17 protein-coding genes are annotated in these 18,694 nt (G+C 60.6%); 4 read left to right on the top strand and 13 right to left on the bottom strand.

All coding sequences use genetic code 11. The features are described 5' to 3' along the window. Positions 1–6: 6 nt before the first annotated feature. Both IB248_RS15895 and galE read right to left on the bottom strand, forming a co-directional pair. The gene (locus IB248_RS15895) at positions 7–1,524 is read right to left on the bottom strand and encodes an alkaline phosphatase family protein (protein ID WP_192241209.1); all 1,518 of its coding nucleotides are present in this window, start codon (positions 1,522–1,524) and stop codon (positions 7–9) included. A gap of 8 nt (positions 1,525–1,532) precedes the next feature. Further along, a complete protein-coding gene (gene galE, locus IB248_RS15900) occupies positions 1,533–2,516 on the bottom strand; it encodes a UDP-glucose 4-epimerase GalE (RefSeq protein ID WP_113469672.1) in 984 nt (327 codons plus the stop codon). Between the two features lie 346 nt (positions 2,517–2,862). Here galE and IB248_RS15905 point away from each other — a divergent pair, with 346 nt between their 5' ends. Next, positions 2,863–3,645: a class I SAM-dependent methyltransferase gene (locus IB248_RS15905; RefSeq protein ID WP_018855982.1), complete on the top strand. Its 783-nt coding sequence runs from the start codon at positions 2,863–2,865 to the stop codon at positions 3,643–3,645. Between the two features lie 6 nt (positions 3,646–3,651). Here IB248_RS15905 and IB248_RS15910 read toward each other — a convergent pair whose 3' ends face one another. The 11 genes from IB248_RS15910 to IB248_RS15960 form a co-directional block, all read right to left on the bottom strand. Next, the gene (locus tag IB248_RS15910) at positions 3,652–4,356 is read right to left on the bottom strand and encodes a response regulator transcription factor (protein ID WP_018855981.1); all 705 of its coding nucleotides are present in this window, start codon (positions 4,354–4,356) and stop codon (positions 3,652–3,654) included. After that, the gene (locus tag IB248_RS15915) at positions 4,353–7,061 is read right to left on the bottom strand and encodes a sensor histidine kinase KdpD (protein WP_018855980.1); all 2,709 of its coding nucleotides are present in this window, start codon (positions 7,059–7,061) and stop codon (positions 4,353–4,355) included. The genes IB248_RS15910 and IB248_RS15915 overlap by 4 nt, the downstream gene beginning before the upstream one ends. A gap of 60 nt (positions 7,062–7,121) precedes the next feature. Next, positions 7,122–7,691: a potassium-transporting ATPase subunit KdpC gene (gene kdpC, locus IB248_RS15920; RefSeq protein ID WP_018855979.1), complete on the bottom strand. Its 570-nt coding sequence runs from the start codon at positions 7,689–7,691 to the stop codon at positions 7,122–7,124. Positions 7,692–7,703: 12 nt separating this feature from the next. Beyond that, positions 7,704–9,791 carry a potassium-transporting ATPase subunit KdpB gene (kdpB, locus tag IB248_RS15925; protein ID WP_192241210.1) on the bottom strand — a complete coding sequence of 696 codons (2,088 nt, stop codon included), beginning with the start codon at positions 9,789–9,791 and terminating at the stop codon, positions 7,704–7,706. Positions 9,792–9,833: 42 nt separating this feature from the next. Beyond that, positions 9,834–9,989, bottom strand: coding sequence for a hypothetical protein (locus IB248_RS15930; RefSeq protein ID WP_018855977.1), 156 nt, complete (start codon positions 9,987–9,989; stop codon positions 9,834–9,836). 9 nt (positions 9,990–9,998) lie between these two features. Beyond that, positions 9,999–11,702: a potassium-transporting ATPase subunit KdpA gene (gene kdpA, locus IB248_RS15935; protein ID WP_018855976.1), complete on the bottom strand. Its 1,704-nt coding sequence runs from the start codon at positions 11,700–11,702 to the stop codon at positions 9,999–10,001. Between the two features lie 61 nt (positions 11,703–11,763). Continuing rightward, complete coding sequence (locus IB248_RS15940) at positions 11,764–11,853, bottom strand: K(+)-transporting ATPase subunit F (RefSeq protein ID WP_016556800.1); 90 nt, start codon at positions 11,851–11,853, stop codon at positions 11,764–11,766. Between the two features lie 434 nt (positions 11,854–12,287). Continuing rightward, positions 12,288–12,941 carry a CDP-alcohol phosphatidyltransferase family protein gene (locus IB248_RS15945; RefSeq protein WP_113469673.1) on the bottom strand — a complete coding sequence of 218 codons (654 nt, stop codon included), beginning with the start codon at positions 12,939–12,941 and terminating at the stop codon, positions 12,288–12,290. Continuing rightward, on the bottom strand, positions 12,938–13,330 hold the full coding sequence (locus IB248_RS15950; RefSeq protein ID WP_026371623.1) for a hypothetical protein: 393 nt from the start codon (positions 13,328–13,330) through the stop codon (positions 12,938–12,940). The genes IB248_RS15945 and IB248_RS15950 overlap by 4 nt, the downstream gene beginning before the upstream one ends. Beyond that, complete coding sequence (locus tag IB248_RS15955) at positions 13,327–14,277, bottom strand: phosphatidate cytidylyltransferase (RefSeq protein WP_192241211.1); 951 nt, start codon at positions 14,275–14,277, stop codon at positions 13,327–13,329. The genes IB248_RS15950 and IB248_RS15955 overlap by 4 nt, the downstream gene beginning before the upstream one ends. Beyond that, the gene (locus IB248_RS15960) at positions 14,274–14,918 is read right to left on the bottom strand and encodes a lysophospholipid acyltransferase family protein (protein WP_026371622.1); all 645 of its coding nucleotides are present in this window, start codon (positions 14,916–14,918) and stop codon (positions 14,274–14,276) included. Before IB248_RS15960 ends, IB248_RS15955 begins: the two co-directional genes overlap by 4 nt. Before the next feature lie 241 nt (positions 14,919–15,159). On the opposite strand from IB248_RS15960, the gene IB248_RS31775 reads away from it, so the two are divergent. The 3 genes from IB248_RS31775 (at position 15,160) to IB248_RS15975 (ending at position 18,693) form a co-directional block, all read left to right on the top strand. Then, positions 15,160–15,441 (top strand): DUF6074 family protein, encoded by a 282-nt coding sequence (locus tag IB248_RS31775; protein WP_312867209.1) that lies wholly within the window; start codon positions 15,160–15,162, stop codon positions 15,439–15,441. 444 nt (positions 15,442–15,885) lie between these two features. Next, on the top strand, positions 15,886–17,049 hold the full coding sequence (locus IB248_RS15970; RefSeq protein ID WP_025657988.1) for an isovaleryl-CoA dehydrogenase: 1,164 nt from the start codon (positions 15,886–15,888) through the stop codon (positions 17,047–17,049). A gap of 36 nt (positions 17,050–17,085) precedes the next feature. Beyond that, positions 17,086–18,693 carry a carboxyl transferase domain-containing protein gene (locus IB248_RS15975; protein ID WP_018855968.1) on the top strand — a complete coding sequence of 536 codons (1,608 nt, stop codon included), beginning with the start codon at positions 17,086–17,088 and terminating at the stop codon, positions 18,691–18,693. The last annotated feature ends 1 nt before the right edge of the window (position 18,694 follow it).

Genomic DNA, 18,694 nt, shown 5'->3' on the forward strand with positions numbered 1-18,694 from the left:
CGAAGCTCAGGGCCGGTGCTTCACCGGCCCTTTCTCGGTAAGTTCGGTGAAGGCTAGCGTCTGATCCAGATGGCGGGCACGCAGCGAGAGAAGTTTCTCGGCATAGGCAAGCCGCACCGGCAGATAGGCTTCGTCTGACGCGAGGTTGTTCAATTCCATCGGATCAGCCTGCAGATCGAACAGCAGCGGTGACAATGCTGTGAAATGCACGTATTTGAAGCGCTCATCCCTGATGACGGCAAGATTGCATTCGTTCGACCGCAATCCGAAATGAGTTTCCGGCTCCTGAGTGGCGATATCGCGGAAGTCAAATTCCCAGAAGGCTGCTTCGCGCCAATTTCCGGGCTCGCGCCGCATGAGCGGCAGGAGCGATTGTCCGTCCACACCATTCTCCGGCTCGATATTCAGGCGGTCGCACAATGTCGGGAAGATGTCTGCCGCGGACGTGAACCGCTCGACAACGCTGCCCCGCGTGGCGGCCTGCGGGTCGCGGATGACAAGCGGGATATGATAGCTGCCGTCGAAGAAGCCGCCCTTGCCGAGCGTCCAGTGATCGCCCGCCATCTCGGCGTGGTCGGAGGTGAAGATGATCAGCGTGTTATCCCAGGCCCTGGCTTCCTTCAATGCGCTCCAAACTTGCCCGAGCTGCGCGTCGACCTCGGCAATCATGCCATAATAGATGGCGCGGATCGCGCCGAAGTCGCTGTCTTCCCAGTCGTTGACGCGACCCGCTGCGCCGTAGATGAAGTTACCCTTCTTTGCCCTCGGCATGGCATAGGACAGGTAAGGATGTGCGCTCTGTTCTATTTCATGGTTTTTCGCCCGGGCGAAATGCGGACCGTCCTCCGGGCTGAACAGGTCGTTGTATCGAGGCGGGGCCGAAAATGGCGGATGGGGACGCAGGAACGAAACATGCGCGAACCACGGCGCATCTTGCTCGCCCAGCCAGCGGATAAACTCTCCTGCGAGAAACGCCGTCTGCGTCTCGTCCTTCGAATAGGCTGTTGCCGCGTTCGAGATCTCGCCGCGCCGCGCGCCAACAGGAATGTGGATGTCGCGGGTATGCGCTTCAGCGTGCCCCCGCGAGCGCAACCAGGAGAGCCATTGCTTTTCATGTTCGGGAAGGAGTTGCCGGGCCGTGAAACCGGGCAACAATCCCTCATAGGTCGTCAGATGCGGGTCGTTTTGATCCAGGCCGCGGGGGTCGGGTGCGGTGTCCGTGTAACCGAACAGCGTCGGATCATAGCCCGCCCGCCGCGCCGCCAACGCCAGATTGTCAAATCGGGCATCGAGGGGTGAGCCGTTCCGGCAAACCCGGTGGTTCATCTGATAGAGGCCAGTGTAGAGCGTGGCTCGTGCCGGCGAACATGGAGCCGCGCCGGCGTAGTGGCGCGCAAACAACACGCCTTCTGCCGCCAGCGCATCTACGTTCGGCGTCCTGAGGCAGGCATGCCCGGTCGCTGACAGACAATCGCCACGCCACTGGTCCGCGGTGATCAGGAGAATGTTCGGTCGACCGGTCATGGATGCATTCAGTGCTGGTTTGATTTTGCGTGCCAGTTCCACGCCGAGCGGATGATTTGAGACAAATCATACTGCGGCGTCCAGCCGAGAATCTCCCGCGCCTTGTCGTTGTTGGCAACCAGCGTGTGCGAGTCGCCCTCGCGGCGGCCGACATATTCCACAGGAAACGGCCGCTCGGAGACGCGCTCGATGGTGTCGAGCAACTCCTTCACGGTCGTCCCGGTGCCGGTGCCGAGGTTGAGAGCAACCGACTCGCCGCCGCGCAACAGATGCTCGACGGCACGGACATGGGCATCGGCGAGGTCGAGGACGTGGATGTAGTCGCGGACGCAGGTGCCGTCGCGCGTCTCGTAGTCGGTTCCGAACACCCTGAAGCCTTCGCGGCGGCCAAGGGCGGCGTCGATCGCCAACGGTATGGCGTGCGTTTCCGGCTGGTGCCACTCGCCGATCCTGCCTTCGAAATCGGCCCCGGCAGCGTTGAAATAGCGAAGCACGACCGATCGAAAGCCCGTGTACTTGTCGTAGTCGGAAAGCGCCTGCTCGACGATGTACTTCGTGCGACCGTACGGATTGATCGGCACCTGGCGATGCGTCTCGTCGAGCGGCACGCTCTGCGGCAAGCCATAAGTCGCGCAGGTCGACGAGAAGACGAATGCCTTGACGCCAGCCGTCTGGGCAGCTGCTAGGAGTGTCAGTGTGCCGATGACGTTGTTCTCGTAGAAGGCAACCGGATCCTTGACCGATTCGCCGACTTCGATGAGCGCGGCAAAGTGCAGGATGGCGGCTGGCTTGTGTGTTGCCAGGACCTCGTCAAGGCGCGCCCGATCCCTGATATCCCCTTCTTCCGCGGGTCCCCACTTTACGAACTCGCGGTGACCGTTTGAGAAATTGTCGAAAACGACCGGTTTGAAGCCCTTGTTCGCAAGATCGAGACACGTGTGCGAGCCAATATACCCAGCGCCGCCAACGACCAGAACCGTTTCACCTGCCATGCACCACCTTCAATTCTCGTTTCGGATGAAGAGAAGACTTAAGGCAGGTCGATGGCAAGAAAAAGAAAGAAACGAACGGGGGAGGGACGCTGGCCTCGTTTTGTCGACGATGGCATTAGCAAATTGATCGCGCAAAGCTTTTCAGGCGCGATCGACTGTTCGGCAATGCTCGACACGACAATATTTTTAAATAGAACAGCAGACTCCTTTTGATCATTCCTGCAACCAAGCGTATCTATAAATACTGCTTTCGCGTGATTTTAAATAGAATTGACTTCTCTTCGTGATTTCTGCGAGAAATTGTCTTCTTCGGTGCCTCTGTTGATGAATCTGGAAGCACAGTTCAATGAATTCATCGATAAGAAAATTCATCTTCCATGATCTTCAGGCGATTGAGGGATACATTGATCCGCCTGACGCGCTGGTATTTCTTGCTGTTCTGCGGGCACAGCAATCAGCATCCTTGCAAGGTGGCTTGGCCGAGATCGGCGTTTACTACGGCCGATCCTACTTCCTGATGCGAAAGATCTGCGGAGAGGCCGAGAAGATCGTGGCGATCGATCCCTTCGATATCCTGAAACCCGAGCACGGCGCGACGCAATATGACCGTTTCGTGGCGGGTGGCCGCCAACTGGGCCTTTCCGTGGATGCAGAGCGCGTCGTCAAGAGCGACAGCACGCTGCTCAGGCCGGAGGACATTATTGAAAGGGCCGGCAAGGTCCGCTTTTTCAGTATCGACGGCGGCCACATGCTGCACCACGTCGCGGCCGACAGTCGTCTTGCTGCCGGGTCGCTTGCGGAGCATGGGATTATCGTCTTCGACGATACCTTCAATCCCGCCTGGCCGGAGGTCACGGTCGGGGTGACCGATTTCCTGCGTGAAGAGGCCGGCCGCTTCTCGGTTTTCTGCCTGACGAAATACAAGACCTATGTCTGCCGCAACGCTTTCCACGCATTCTATTCGCGTTCGATCATGACTTCACCGGAGCTGAAGGCGTTCGATCACATAGAGACGGATTTCCTCGGCTCGACGGCGATCCGGTTGCACAATCCGATGCGCCGCCGCATCGCTCATGAAGTAATGGTCGGATTGGGCATGCGCGCACTGTCGGAGCGCGCTTACCGATAGGCCGATTTAGGCTGCTGGCGGATCTGCTTCTTTGAGCCTGTATCCGACGCCGGTTTCAGTCGTGATGTATTGGGGCTGGTCCGGGCTCTGCTCGATCTTTTGGCGCAGCTGTCGCACGTAGACACGCAGGTATTGTACGTCGGCAGCGGGCCCCCAGATCTGCTTCAACAGAAACTGGTGGGTGAGGACCTTTCCCGCATGCTGGGCGAGGACCCGCAGAATGTCGTATTCCTTCGGCGAGAGCTTGATTTCCCTGCCGTCGATCTTGACAATGCGCTTGACGAGGTCGATCGACAGGCCGCCAGCCTGAAAGATCGCTCGTTCACCCTGCTGCTGCAAGCGATGACGCAAGGCGACACGAAGCCGGGCACCGAGCTCGTTCATGCCGAACGGTTTCGTCAGATAGTCATCGGCGCCCGCTTCCAGTGCCTTGACGATTCCGGTTTCATCGGTCCGGCTGGAAAGGATCACGATCGGCAAGGCAAGGCCTGCGTCTCTCCATTCCTGCAGCAGTTCATGGCCCGACTTGTCCGGCAGGCCAAGGTCGAGCACGATCAGATCCGGCGGATCATCCTTCGCTGCCTGCAGCGCCGCCACGCCGTTTGGCGCTTCGTGCACCTCGTAGCCTTGCGCCGTGAGACCAACGCGAAGCAGCTTGCGGATCGGGGGCTCGTCGTCAACGACGAGGATTTTTACGGCTGAACCGGTCATTTTAGCTCATCCAATTTAGGAATCTCGTTTGGCTTCGGAAGACGGATGGTGAAGACAGCACCCGAACGATCGGAGCGATTTCGGGCAGTGATCGCACCGCCCATCGCCTCGACAAAACCGCGACAGATGGACAGGCCGAGGCCCGTCCCGGCGCGAACCTGGTCCCCTTTGCTTACTCGATAGAATGTGTCGAAGACGCGGTCCACATCCGCCGGCGGAATGCCGGGTCCCTCGTCTGAAACCTCAACCACAACATTGTATTCGTCCGCCCGCCCATCGATACGGATTGACGACCCCTGCGGCGCATACTTGGCAGCATTGTCGAGTAAATTGAAAAGCACCTGTTCGAACAATACCGGATCGACGCGGATCATCGGCAGGTCTGCAGGAATCGTCATGACGGTCTTGTGGTGCGCAAGAATTTTCTCGGCGCGGCGCAGCGCGCTTCCGGCAATGTCGCCCGGGTAGTGAAGCGCATAGTTCGGCTCCATCGCACCGGACTCGATCTTCGTCATGTCGAGCAGGTTGGCAATAAAGCGGTTGAGCCGTTCCGACTCGTCGACGACGGTCGACAACAGATCCAGACGATCTTCAACCGACATGGAATCGCGGTAGTCCCGCAGAGTGCCTGCAGCGCCAAGGATGGCCGCGAGCGGCGTCTTCAGGTCATGCGAGATCGAGGTCAGGAGGGCAGAGCGCAGACGATCGGCTTCGGCAGCCAGCTTGGCGCGGTCAACATCCGCTACTAGTTGAATGCGCTCTATCGCAAGCGCCGCCTGATCCGCCAAGGCGTCGAGAAGGCGTTGCTGTTCGGGCGTCAGCAGAGGGCCGTCGCGTCGGTCATTGTCCAAGCCGATCACACCAACGGCGGCACGTCCGGTTCGCAGCGGCACGTAGAGGCGTTTGGCGCCAGGCAGGGTATCGGCGCCACGGCCTGCGGCGTGATTGTGCTCCCACGCCCAGCGGGCGGCGGCAATATCTGCCTCATCGAGGGTGTCATCCGGCGGATAACCGGCCTTGACGGCGATGGTGCCTTCTTCCGGCAGCAGAAGGACGACGCGGACCTTGAGCATCGATGCCAGCTGAAAGGCGGTGGCCCAGAGAACGTCGTCGAGCGTGCCGGTGCCGGCCAATTTCTTGGAAAAGAGGTAGAGGTCTTCCGTCGTCCTGGCACGCTGCCGGGCAGCAGCCGCCTGGCGTTGGACCGTTGCCGTCAGGTTGCTCGCGATGACAGCGACGCCCAGGAAGAAGAACAACGCAAGCACGCTCTCCGGATCGCTGATCGTCAGCGTGTAGCGGGGCGGCAGGAAGAAGAAGTTAAAGGACAGCGCGCTGATGATGCAGGTATAGAGCGCTGGGCGCAGCCCGTGGATGACCGCCGAGGTTAGCACCGCCATCAAGAACACGAGGGCAAGGTTGCGGACATCAAGAACCTGATCGAGCACCACGCCGGCGATGAGCGCGACAACCACATAGGCTGTCGCGGAGAGATAGGCCCGGATGTTGAAGTCGGGCACGGACGGTGCGGCTCCGACGCCGCGCGCGGATGTTCCCACCGTCTCGCTGCCGGAAATCACATGGACGCTGATATTGCCTGACGTCCGGATCAGATCGTCGGCTATGGAGCGGTGAAGCCAGTCACGCCAGGTCGGCTTGTTGGGGGCGCCGATGACGATGTGGGTAACGTTGTTGGCAGCGGCGTGGCGGACCAGCTCTTCGGAGACCTCACGGCCGGGAATGGTGATCGCCTCACCGCCGAGCTGTTCGGCCAATCGAAGTGTGGCCGCAATTGTGTCACGGTCGGTTTCAGTCAGATTGATGGAACGACCGGTCTCGACATAGACGGCCGCCCACGGTGCCCGCAGTCGCGAGGCCATTCGCGAGGCATAGCGGACCAGCGAGGCCGAGCGCGGATGCTGATCAACCGATACAAGAACCCTTTCGCCCGCGGCCCAGGGACCAGCGATGGCATGTGCCTGCATGTGGGTCAGGAGTTGGTCGTCGACACGCTGCGCGGTTTTGCGCAATGCCAGTTCGCGCAGCGCAGTCAGGTTTCCGGGCGTAAAATAATTGGTCAGAGCCCGTTCGGCAGTCTTCGGAACATAGACCTTTCCGTCGTGCAGCCGCTTGATCAGATCATCCGGCGTCAGATCGATGATCTCGACGTCATCGGCCATATCGATGATCGAATCCGGGACGGTCTCTCGCACTCGGATGCGGGTAATCTGCGAAACGACATCGTTCAGGCTCTCGACGTGCTGGATGTTCAATGTCGAATAGACGTCTATGCCGCGGTCAAGCAGCTCCTTCACGTCGAGATAGCGCTTCGGATGGCGGCTGCCCTCGGCGTTCGTATGGGCAAGTTCGTCGACGAGGACGAGGCGCGGTTGGCGGGCGAGGATAGCGTCAATATCCATCTCCTCGAGCGGGCGGCCCTTGTAGTCGATCTTGACGCGCGGAATGACTTCGAAGCCATTGACGAGCGCTTGCGTTTCCTTGCGCCCGTGGGTCTCGACGATGCCGATCACCACGTCAACGCCATCGGACATCTTGGCACGGCCCGATTCCAGCATCTCGTAGGTCTTGCCGACGCCGGGCGCGGCGCCCAGGAAGATCTTCAGACGGCCACGTGTCTCCTGGCGCGCTTTCTCTAGCAGCGCGTCGGGCGACGGCCTTCCAACCTTGTCGCGGTTGTCTTCCGGCATGCGGGTCAATCTTTCTGACGAGCAAGCCCCGGTGCGCGCAGGCGCCCGGGGCCTTCAATTTTACTGAGAGATAGAAGCATCAAGAGACTGATTCAATGCCAGAACATTGACCGTGCGTTCACCGAGGAACCCAAGTTCGGGGTGATTGACGGCGGCATCGACAATCGTCTTGAGCTTTGCCTCATCCATGCCGCGCGCCTTGGCGACGCGCGGTATCTGGAAGTAGGCGGCTTCGGGTGAGATGTGCGGATCAAGGCCGCTGCCGGAAGCCGTCACGAGGTCGATCGGCACCTCCACATTCGGGTTGGTCGCCTTGGCTGCTTCGTAATCAGTCTTCACGCGATCGATGAGCTTCTGGCTGGTTGGGCCGAGGTTCGAACCGCTGGAGCTGGCGGCATTGTAGCCGTCGCCTGCTGCCGAGGGACGGCCGCGGAAGTACTTATCGCCGGTGAAGGCCTGGCCGATCAGGGTCGAGCCGATCACGTGGCCGTCCTTCTCGATCAGGCTGCCATTGGCTTGCGCCGGGAAGAGTGCCTGTGCAGCGCCCGTCATTGCGAGCGGATAGAGCAGCCCGGTGATGGCGGTGGTGGCAACGATCATAACGATTGCCGGACGAAGTTCTTTCAACATGATGTCAACTCCTTAGGCGAGACCGATGGCCGTGATGACCATGTCGATCGCCTTGATGCCGATGAACGGGACGATGATGCCGCCGACACCGTAGATCAGCAGATTGCGGGACAAGAGCGCGCCGGCGCCGATTGCGCGGTATTTGACGCCTTTGAGCGAGAGCGGGATCAGCGCCACGATGATCAATGCGTTGAAGATGATGGCCGACAGGATCGCGCTCTGCGGGGTCGCTAGCCCCATGACGTTGAGGACGCCGAGTTGCGGATAGAAGGCCAGGAACATTGCCGGGATGATGGCGAAGTACTTGGCGATGTCATTGGCGATCGAGAAGGTCGTCAGCGCGCCGCGGGTCATCAGCAGCTGCTTGCCGATCTCGACGATCTCGATGAGTTTCGTCGGATCGCTGTCGAGGTCGACCATGTTGCCGGCTTCGCGGGCGGCGACCGTGCCGGTGTTCATGGCCACGCCGACGTCGGCCTGGGCGAGGGCAGGGGCGTCGTTCGTGCCGTCGCCGCACATGGCGACGAGCTTGCCTTTGGCCTGCTCCTCGCGGATCAGCGAGAGCTTGTTCTCCGGTGTCGCCTGCGCCAGGAAATCGTCCACGCCGGCTTCGGCGGCGATTGCTGCTGCCGTCATCGGGTTATCGCCTGTTATCATGACCGTGCGGATACCCATCCGGCGCAGTTCGGCGAAGCGCTCGCGGATACCGCCCTTGACGATGTCCTTGAGCTGGATGATGCCGAGCAGCTTGCCGTCACGGGCGACTGCCAGCGGCGTGCCGCCTGCCTTGGCGATTTCGTCGGCAATTGCCTGCAGTTCCCGCACGGTCTCGGTGTTGGTGCGGATGGCGATCGCTGCGTTGCCTGAAGCCGGTGCCGATGCGGCGCCAACATAGGCGAGTACGGCATCGACGGCCCCCTTACGGATCGAAGAGCCATCGACATCCACGCCGCTCATGCGCGTCTGCGCGGTGAAGGGCACGAAGGCGGCCTTCAGGCTGGCCATGTCGCGGCCACGGATGCCGTATTTCTCCTTGGCGAGCACGACGATCGAGCGGCCTTCCGGTGTTTCGTCGGCGAGCGATGCCAGTTGCGCGGCATCGGCAAGGTCCTGTTCGGAGATGCCGTGAACGGGGCGGAAGGACGTGGCTTGGCGGTTGCCAAGCGTGATCGTGCCGGTCTTGTCGAGGAGCAGCGTGTCGACGTCGCCGGCTGCCTCCACGGCGCGACCGGACATGGCCAGCACGTTGAAGCGTACCAGACGGTCCATGCCGGCGATGCCGATCGCCGAGAGAAGCGCGCCGATGGTCGTCGGAATCAGCGTCACGAAGAGCGCGACGAGGATGATGATCGGGATCGAGCCGCCGGCATAGCTTGCAAAGCTGGGGATGGTCGCGGTGGCCAGAACGAAGATCAGCGTCATGCCGGCAAGCAGGATGTTGAGGGCGATCTCGTTCGGGGTCTTCTGACGTTCGGCACCTTCGACGAGCGAGATCATGCGGTCGAGGAAGGTGTGCCCCGCGGCCGCGCTGATACGAACGCGAATCCAATCGGACAAAACCTGCGTACCGCCGGTAACGGCCGAACGGTCGCCGCCGGACTCGCGGATGACAGGGGCGGACTCGCCTGTTATCGCGGCCTCGTTGACAGATGCGACGCCCTCGATGACTTCACCGTCCGAGGGAATGATGTCGCCAGCCTCGACGAGGACAAGATCGCCGACCTTCAGGCTCGTGCCCGGAACGAGGCGGTAGCCGGTGCCGTTGTTGGCCGTCAGCAGTTTTGCCTGGGTTTCGGTGCGAGCCTTGCGTAGCGAGTCCGCCTGCGCCTTGCCGCGGCCTTCGGCAACGGCTTCGGCGAAGTTGGCAAAAAGCACGGTGAACCAGAGCCAAAGGTTGATCTGGAAGGAAAAGCCAAGATTTCCGCCGCCCGTGACGAGATCACGGACGAACAGGATCGTGGTCAGCGCCGAAACCGTTGCTACGACGAACATGACGGGGTTCTTGGCAAGGGTGCGCGGGTTCAGCTTCTTGAAGGCGGCGCCCACGGCCGGAATGAGAATGCGAGAATCCATGATGCTCGCTGATTTTGCCTGGCTCATAAGAGACTCCAGCTTGAAAAGAGTAAGGCGACCGTGTTGCGATCAGCCGTGTAGGATCCGAAGTACCGCGGCGATGACGAGGAGGCCGGCGAGCATCACTAGAATGATGTCGGAGGCGCGGGTCATCCGCTGGCTATCACGTCCCGGCGAACCGGGACGTGCGTTGAAGGATTTGCGAAGCTTGTGACGAAGGATCATTGCTTCACCTCAAAAGGTCTGGCCGGCGATCGTGACCAGGTGCTCGACGACCGGGCCAAGCGCCAGGGCCGGGAAGAAGGTCAGTCCGCCGACAATCAGGATCGTGCCCGTCAGGAGGCCTACGAAGAGCAGGCCATCGGTCGGGAACGTGCCTGCCGAGGCGGGGACGGTCTTCTTGGCGACTAGGGAGCCTGCGATTGCGAGCGCCGGGACGATCACCAGAAAGCGTCCCATCAGCATGCCGAGGCCGAGCGTGATGTTGTACCAGGGTGTGTTGCCGGTCAGGCCACCGAAAGCCGAGCCGTTGTTCGCCGCAGCGGACGTGTAGGCATAAAGGATCTCGGAGAAGCCATGTGGTCCTGCCGTGCCGATCGAGGCGACGGCGGAGGGCAGCACGCTGGCGATCGCAGTAAACACGAGCATCGCAAGCGGCAGGCAAAGAATGGCAAGCACGGCCATCTTCATCTCCTTGGCTTCGATCTTCTTGCCAAGGTACTCAGGCGTGCGGCCGACCATCAACCCTGCGACAAAGATTGCGATGATCACGAAAAGCATGATGCCGTAGAAGCCCGCGCCAACACCGCCGACGATGACTTCGCCAAGCTGCATGTTGATGAGAGGGATCAAGCCGCCGAGTGCCGTGAAGCTGCCATGCATTGCGTTAACCGCACCGCAGGAGGCAGCGGTTGTTATGACCGCAAAGAGTGAGGACAACGTGACGCCGAAGCGCACTTCCTTGCCTTCCATGTTGCCGCCCTGCAGGCCGAAGGCGTGCATCAGCGGATTGCCTGCGGCTTCCGCCCAGTAGGTGACGCCGACGCCGACAATGAAGAGTACGCCCATGGTGGCGAGGATTGCCCAGCCCTGGCGCTGGTTGCCCACCATGCGTCCAAAGACATTGGTGAAGGCAGCACCGATTGCGAAGATCGAGACCATCTGGAGGAGGTTGGAAATCGCGTCGGGGTTTTCGAAGGGGTGCGCGGAGTTGGCGTTGAAGAAGCCGCCGCCGTTGGTTCCGAGCATCTTGATGGCAAGCTGCGAGGCCACCGGTCCAAGAGCAATCGTCTGCTTGGCGCCTTCGAGCGTCGTCGCGTCGACATAAGGGCCGAGCGTCTGCGGCACGCCGAGGTAGACATAGACCAGCGTCAGCACGATGCAGATCGGCAGGAGAATGTAGAGCGTCGCACGGGTCATATCGACCCAGAAATTGCCGACCGCCTTACCGGATGCGCGCGAAAAGGCGCGGATCAGGCCGATGGCGATTGCCATGCCGGTCGCGCCAGATACGAAGTTCTGCACGGTGAGGCCAGCCATCTGCGTGAGATAGGACATCGTGCTTTCGCCGCCGTAGTTCTGCCAGTTGGTGTTGGCGACGAAGCTTGTGGCGGTGTTGAAAGAGAGTTCGGGGCCAACCGCAGCCATTCCGGCCGGGTTCAGGGGCAAGATGTCCTGCATACGCAGCAACGCGTAGAGGACGATGAAGCCGAGCAGGTTGAACATCAGCATGGCGAACGCGTATGAAGTCCAGTGCTGTTCGTCGCGTTCGCTGGTGCCTGCAAGCGCATAAAGTCCCCGTTCAATCGGAACGAGGACGGGTGAGAGAAACGTGCGTTCGCCATTGAAGACGCGTGTCATGTAACCGCCGAGCGGTTTGACGAGCACAATGATGATCCCGCAGTAAAGTAGGATCTGAAGCCATCCGTTGAGGGTCATGGGAGGAAACTTTCAATACCCGATTTGTTTCGCCGGTCGCGCCTTGGGAGGAGGCGCGATGCTAGAAGCGTTCGGGGCGAATGAGAGCGTAGGTGAGGTAAACCGTGAGGAACACGGTGACGGCACCACTGAGAATATAGTCGAGTGTCATGGCGCTTCTCCGGTTAAAGTCGGTCGCAGGCTTTGGTGTAAGCAAAGCAGAGGGCGAAAAATACGATTGCTGTGGCGAGTAGAACTATGTCCATCATCGATCGTGACTCCTGTTGTTCTTCTGGAGTCAGACAAGACAAAGGGCGCCATCCTCAGGATGGCACCTTTTATGCTTTCTGGCTGGAGATGATCCTTGGATCTCTCGGACATTAATATGCGGTCGAACCGCATAAGCGTTCGAGATCGGCGGCGGGCCGCGGATATAAAAATCTTATAAATGCCGATGGAAGAAAAATGCCTCGCCGAAGCGAGGCTAGTCCAAGGCCGCTTCGGGGAAAAGAAGAAGCGGCGCGGTTGTTGTATTGCTGGTGCGCTCGACTGCAAAGCGCACTTTCGAGCTTTTCGGTACGCCTGACGAGGATTGAGTGAAGCGCGTCAATTGCCCTCGTGGCCACCTTTCAGATTCCGAACGACGTTTCTGCCCCGTCGCAGCGCCGTGAAGGCAGCACCGATCGTAATCAGCCAGAGGGCAGCGAGTAGAACCTGATTGTGCCCGCTCCAAAGCGGTTCGAGGATCGAGAGGATTGCCGCAGCCGTGATTGTCGCCATTCGGTGTTGTTTTGCCATCGGGCCGGAGAAGTCGCTCGGTGTCCCGGTTGCTCGACCGAGCTCGCGAACATAGGCCGTCAATACGGCAAACGATGCCGCCGCCCAGCCAAGGCCGGGCGATCCGATGCCATACCCAACACCGGCCAGGATCAGGATGTCGGCGACGCGGTCGGGGAATTCGTTCCAGAAGGGGCCGTCCGCTGCGCCCTTGCCGCCCTCAACGGCAACCATACCGTCGAAGAGATTGCACAACAGCCGCAATTGGCAGAACGCGGCCGCGAGAACGAAGAGGAGCGGTCTTGTCCACCCGTCGTCCCGTCCCGCAAGGAAGAACGCGCCGCCGGCCAATGCCGCGGCGATCATGCTTGCCTGAGAGATTTGGTTCGGCGTGACCGACCGTGTCGCCAGCCATTTCGCAATGCGCTTTGCCCATTGCGTGTCTCTGCTTGCCAGCGGCCGGCGATCGCCCGTTTCCGTCATGCCACGATCCTCTGTTGGTAGACAAAGTAATTGTAGACTGCCGCGTAGGTCGTCGAGACGGTTAGCGGCACCGCTATGGTTTTCAGGATTTCCGGGGTGCCGCTCAACGCATGGATCGAGATCAGCACGGCAGTCGATGCCAGACATGCGATCAGCGGCGGTGCCCAGAGACCGGCGCGCCCTTTGAACTGTTTTGCGAGCCGCTCGATAACCGTCTTGAGAAAGAAGGTGAGGCCGGCCGAGAGTGCGCCCTGCACAAGGCCGGCAAATAGGGCTCGCTGCAGCAGGTGGCTGCTGTTGGCGAAGACCGCCCAGCCGCCCATAGCTACAAATGCGAAAAGCACATGCATCGCACTGCTCTGGGCCAGCCGACGGACCGGCGTCATCATGTGATCGACCACCAGTAGCGGACAATGTGAAAGAAGATCGGCGCGGAAAAGACGACGGAATCGAGCCGATCAATCAGTCCGCCGTGGCCTTCGATCAGGTGACCCCAGTCCTTGACGCCGCGATCTCGCTTGATCGCCGACATGACGAGGCCGCCGAAAAAGCCCATCATGGTGATAGCGAAAGCCATGACCCCGGCCTGGAGCGGCGTGAAAGGTGTGATCCACCATAGGGCGGCACCGATCAACGTCGCGCTCAAGACGCCCCCGACAAAGCCTTCCACGGTCTTTGAAGGCGACAGGCTTGGTGCGATTTTTGTTCGACCGAACAGCTTGCCCCAGACATATTGGAGCACGTCGCTGAGCTGCACGATGATCACCAGGAAAGCGATCAGCAGAACGTTGCGGCCTTCGTAGCCGGGGATCGTCAGCGTCAGCAGCGCCGGAACGTGGGAGGCGCAGAATACGCAAATCATCAGCGCCCATTGGACTTCGGCAATGCGTATCAGGAAACGCTCGGTATCGCCGCGCAGTACGGAGATGATCGGCATCAAGAGGAACGCGTAGACCGGAATGAAGATCGAGAAGATGCCGTATTGCCTCTCCCACAACAGCCAATACTGCAGCGGCAGGACGACGAAGAAGGCGGCTGCGAGCGCCCAGTGATCGGCGCGTTTGGTGTCGGTCAGCGTAATGAACTCGCGTAGTGCTGCGAAAGAGCAGAAGCCAAACAGCAGCAGCACGCCGATCCGACCGGCAAGAAAGGCAAGGCCGATCAGGATGGCCATGATCCACCACGCCTTGATGCGTGCGTTCAGGTTCTCGATCGCGGCATTCGACTGGCCGGCCGGCAGTCGCCGCTGCAGCAGGTAGCCGATGGTCGACGAAACAATCAGGAGCGTGAAGATGCCAAGGACGAGTGTCCACAGGTCGGCGTTCGCTGCGTTCATTCTTTACCGCCCAGGTGTTTTGGTGACAGATCAAGCAGCGCCGTCCGCGCCCTGTCGAGGAAGGTTTCCTTGGTCTCGCCGGCGTCGATCCGAATGGCGTTGCCGAAGGTCACGGTGCAGATGAAGGGGATCGGGACGATCTCGCCTTTTGGCATGACCCGATTGAGATTGTTGATCCATACCGGCACAAGCTGAATGTCCGGCCGGGTCGAGGCGAGATGGAACAGTCCGCTCTTGAACGGCAGCAGCGGCGCATCCGTCTGGTTGCGCGTTCCTTCGGGAAAGAGGATCAGCGACGCTCCGGAATCGAGCACTTCGGCCATGACTTCAATCGGATCGCGTGTGCGCTTGTCGCGGTCCCGCTCGATAAGAACTGCGTCGAAGACGTTGCAGCCGATGAAGCGGTTGATCGATGACTTCAGCCAATATTCCGCGCCAGCGACGGGGCGTGTCTGCCGTCTCAAGCTCGGCGGAAGGACGGCCCAGACCAGGATGAAATCGCCATGGCTGGAGTGATTGGCGAAGTAAACACACTGGCCCTGGGGAATGCCGTCATTCGGCCAGATAGCGCGAACCGCGGTAATGGCGCGCGCGAACACCACGATTGCCGCCGCAACAGGCTTCGCAACTACACGTCTCACTGATTTCAGCCCCCTCGCTGCATCAATAAAGCAGCCTGCAGAAGCCTAGCGGCATTTCCGATGGTTCGGAAGTCCTGCTTGTGGCGGAGACCGTGTCGATGCCCGTTTTGACCGCCGCGATGAATTGAACGCCGCGTTTGTGGGGGGCGAAGAGGAAAGCGTTAACCATGGTCAGCTAGGAATGAGTCGGACGCAACGGAATGAGTCGATGTCAGTACAGTCAAACAAGAATCTGCAAGCAATGACGACAAGCGAGATCGTACTTTTCCCGGTCGCTTCACGCGCCGGAGACATTGAACGGTGCGCGACCGAACTGGACCGTCGCCACGGCGAGGATGCAGTACGCTTCTGGAAGACAGAATGCCGCCGGCTGGCTGATGAGCTGACGTCGCTTGGCTGCTCCGAAGCTAAGGTCCGCGAACAGGTCATGACGTTTCAGGCCGAGGTACAGGCCGAGCTGGTTCGCCGTCATCAAGTGCGGGCAATCGCCGAAAGCCGCAGTGGCCGCGCCATAAAGCGCTAGCGTCATAGGTGGCTCATATCGCCACTTGGGCCGTCGATTTTGTCGGACGGCCCTGAGCGGTTGAACGCGTCGTCCCGGCGGCGAATTCTTTCCATATTTTGCGCAGGATGAACCGTCTTGGTTCAGAAATTCCGCGCGCCCGGTGCTAGCATCCCTTTATTCTCACGCGGATCTCTAAAGATCCCGTGCGTCGCCTATCTCGGGAGGAAGGGCGGATGCCGGCGGAAGATCGATCGAATAGTCGCTGGGGCAATCTGGCGGTCAGAAACGTCTGGCCGACCGGAAATGCTTGCCATTTTCGCGTTCTTCAACGAGATTTATCAGGCCGACCGGCAGTGGAGGAGCTGCCGACAAGATACGCGCGTGAAGAACAATGACGGGAGAATGACGGCACACGCATACCGGACGCTGTTGTAGTCGCGCGCCGGACTTGGGAGGGAAGGCATGTATTCCGGTGGTTTGAGATTTGGTCTGGCGGACGAGATCGAGGCGCTCCGCGACAGCGTTCGACGTTTCGCGACGGAGCGCATTGCACCGCTCGCTGCCGAGACGGACAGCAGCAACAGTTTTCCAACGCCACTCTGGCGCGAGATGGGTGAGATGGGACTGCTCGGGATCACGGCCGAGGAGGCCTATGGCGGCGCCGGCTTGGGATACTTGGCCCATTGCGTCGCGATGGAGGAAATCAGCCGCGCTTCCGCCTCCGTCGGCCTCAGCTATGGCGCCCATTCCAACCTTTGCGTCAATCAGATCAGCCGCAATGGAACGGACGAGCAGAAGTCGCGTTATTTGCCGAAGCTCATCTCCGGCGAACATGTTGGCGCACTCGCCATGTCCGAGCCGGGCGCCGGATCCGACGTCGTTTCGATGAAGCTTCGGGCGAAGAAGCGAGGCGACAGCTACCTCCTCAACGGCAACAAGATGTGGATCACCAACGGCCCGGATGCCGATGTCCTGGTGGTTTACGCGAAGACAGACCCTGATGCGGGTCCGCGTGGCATCACGGCTTTCCTCGTCGAGAAAGGCTTCAAGGGCTTTTCAACTGGCCCGAAGCTCGACAAGCTTGGCATGCGCGGCTCCAACACCTGCGAATTGATCTTCGAGGACTGCGAGGTTCCCGCGGCAAATGTGCTGGGCACACTCGGCGGTGGTGCGCGCGTTCTGATGTCGGGGCTCGACTATGAACGTGTCGTCCTCTCCGCTGGACCGATCGGCATCATGGCCGCCTGCATGGATGTCGTCGTGCCCTATCTTCACGAAAGAAAGCAGTTCGGCCAGGCGATCGGCGAATTCCAGCTGATGCAGGGAAAACTCGCCGATATGTACGTGACCATGAACACGGCGCGCGCCTATGTCTACGCGGTTGCGGCGGCCTGCGATCGCGGCGAGACGACGCGCAAGGATGCTGCCGGCTGCATTCTTTATGCCGCCGAGAAGGCGACGCTGTTGGCGCTTGAGACAATCCAGGCGCTCGGGGGGAATGGCTACACGAACGATTATCCCGCCGGCCGGTTGCTGCGTGACGCCAAGCTCTACGAGATCGGTGCCGGAACCTCTGAGATCAGACGCATGCTGATTGGCCGCGAGCTCTTTTCCGAAACGGCCTGATCCGAACGTTTCATCCGACAACCATCCTGGTGAACAATGACGGTTTTGAAGTCGCAGATTTCGACGAATTCGGAGAGCTTCAGGACAAATCGCGCGGCGATGGCCGAAGCTATCCGTGCCATCGAGGACGCAGCCTTGAGTGCGGCGAATGGGGGCGGACTTGCAGCGCGCGAGCGTCACGTTGCCCGCGGCAAGATGCTACCACGGGATCGGATCGCCGCCCTGCTCGATCCGGCTACGCCATTTCTCGAAATCGGATTGACCGCAGCCCACGGCATGTACGGCAATGAGGCGCCGGGTGCTGGGCTGATAACCGGCATCGGCCGCGTTTCAGGCCGCGATTGCATGATCGTCTGCAATGACGCGACCGTCAAAGGCGGCACCTACTTTCCGATGACGGTAAAGAAGCACCTGCGCGCGCAGGAAGTCGCGGCCCAGAACAATCTGCCCTGCATTTACTTGGTGGATTCGGGCGGCGCGAACTTGCCGAATCAGGACGAGGTCTTTCCGGATCGCGATCATTTCGGTCGGATATTCTACAATCAGGCCAATATGTCGGGGGCAGGAATTCCACAGATCGCCGTCGTCATGGGCTCGTGTACGGCAGGTGGTGCCTACGTGCCTGCCATGTCCGACGAGGCAATCATCGTCGAGGGGCAGGGGACGATCTTTCTCGCCGGCCCGCCGCTGGTGAAGGCCGCAACCGGCGAAGTCGTTTCGGCCGAGGACCTTGGCGGTGGCGATGTGCACACAAGGCTCTCCGGTGTCGCAGACCATCTTGCGCGAGATGACGCGCATGCCCTGGCATTGGCGAGGCGCGCCGTCGCCAATCTCAATCGATCCAAGGGGGGTGGCGTCGAGCGCCAGGCGGTTGAGGCACCACTGTTCGATCCCTCGGAAATCGCAGGGATCGTCCCGGCCGACCTGCGCGTGCCCTACGACGTGCGCGAAGTTATCGCCCGTATCGTCGACGGCTCGCGTTTCGATGAATTCAAGGCGCGCTACGGGACGACGCTGGTCTGCGGCTTTGCACATGTCCATGGTATCCCGGTGGGCATTGTCGCCAACAACGGCGTGCTGTTCTCCGAGTCGGCCCTGAAGGGCGCCCATTTCGTGGAGCTCTGCTCGCAGCGCAGGATACCGCTCGTCTTCCTGCAGAACATCACCGGCTTCATGGTTGGCCGCAAATACGAAACCGAAGGCATCGCGAAGAATGGTGCGAAGCTCGTTACCGCAGTCGCAACGACCGGGGTGCCAAAGGTGACGATGCTGGTTGGCGGTTCCTTCGGTGCGGGCAACTATGGGATGGCCGGTCGCGCCTTCTCGCCGCGCTTTCTCTGGACATGGCCGAACAGCCGCATCTCGGTCATGGGCGGAGAGCAGGCGGCCGGCGTGCTTGCGACTGTGCGGGGCGAGGCGCTCTCCCGTGCCGGCACGCCATGGACACCGGAGGAGGAGACCAGTTTCAAGCAGCCGGTGCTCGATCTTTTCGAACGGCAAAGCCATCCGCTCTACGCGTCGGCGCGGCTATGGGACGATGGGGTGATCGACCCGGCCAAGAGCCGCGACGTGCTCGGTCTCTCGCTGTCTGCGGCGCTGAATGCACCGATTGAAGAGACGCGCTTCGGCCTGTTCCGGATGTGAG

The sequence above is a fragment of the Rhizobium sp. RHZ01 genome (genome assembly GCF_014851595.1).
Classification (GTDB): domain Bacteria; phylum Pseudomonadota; class Alphaproteobacteria; order Rhizobiales; family Rhizobiaceae; genus Rhizobium; species Rhizobium altiplani.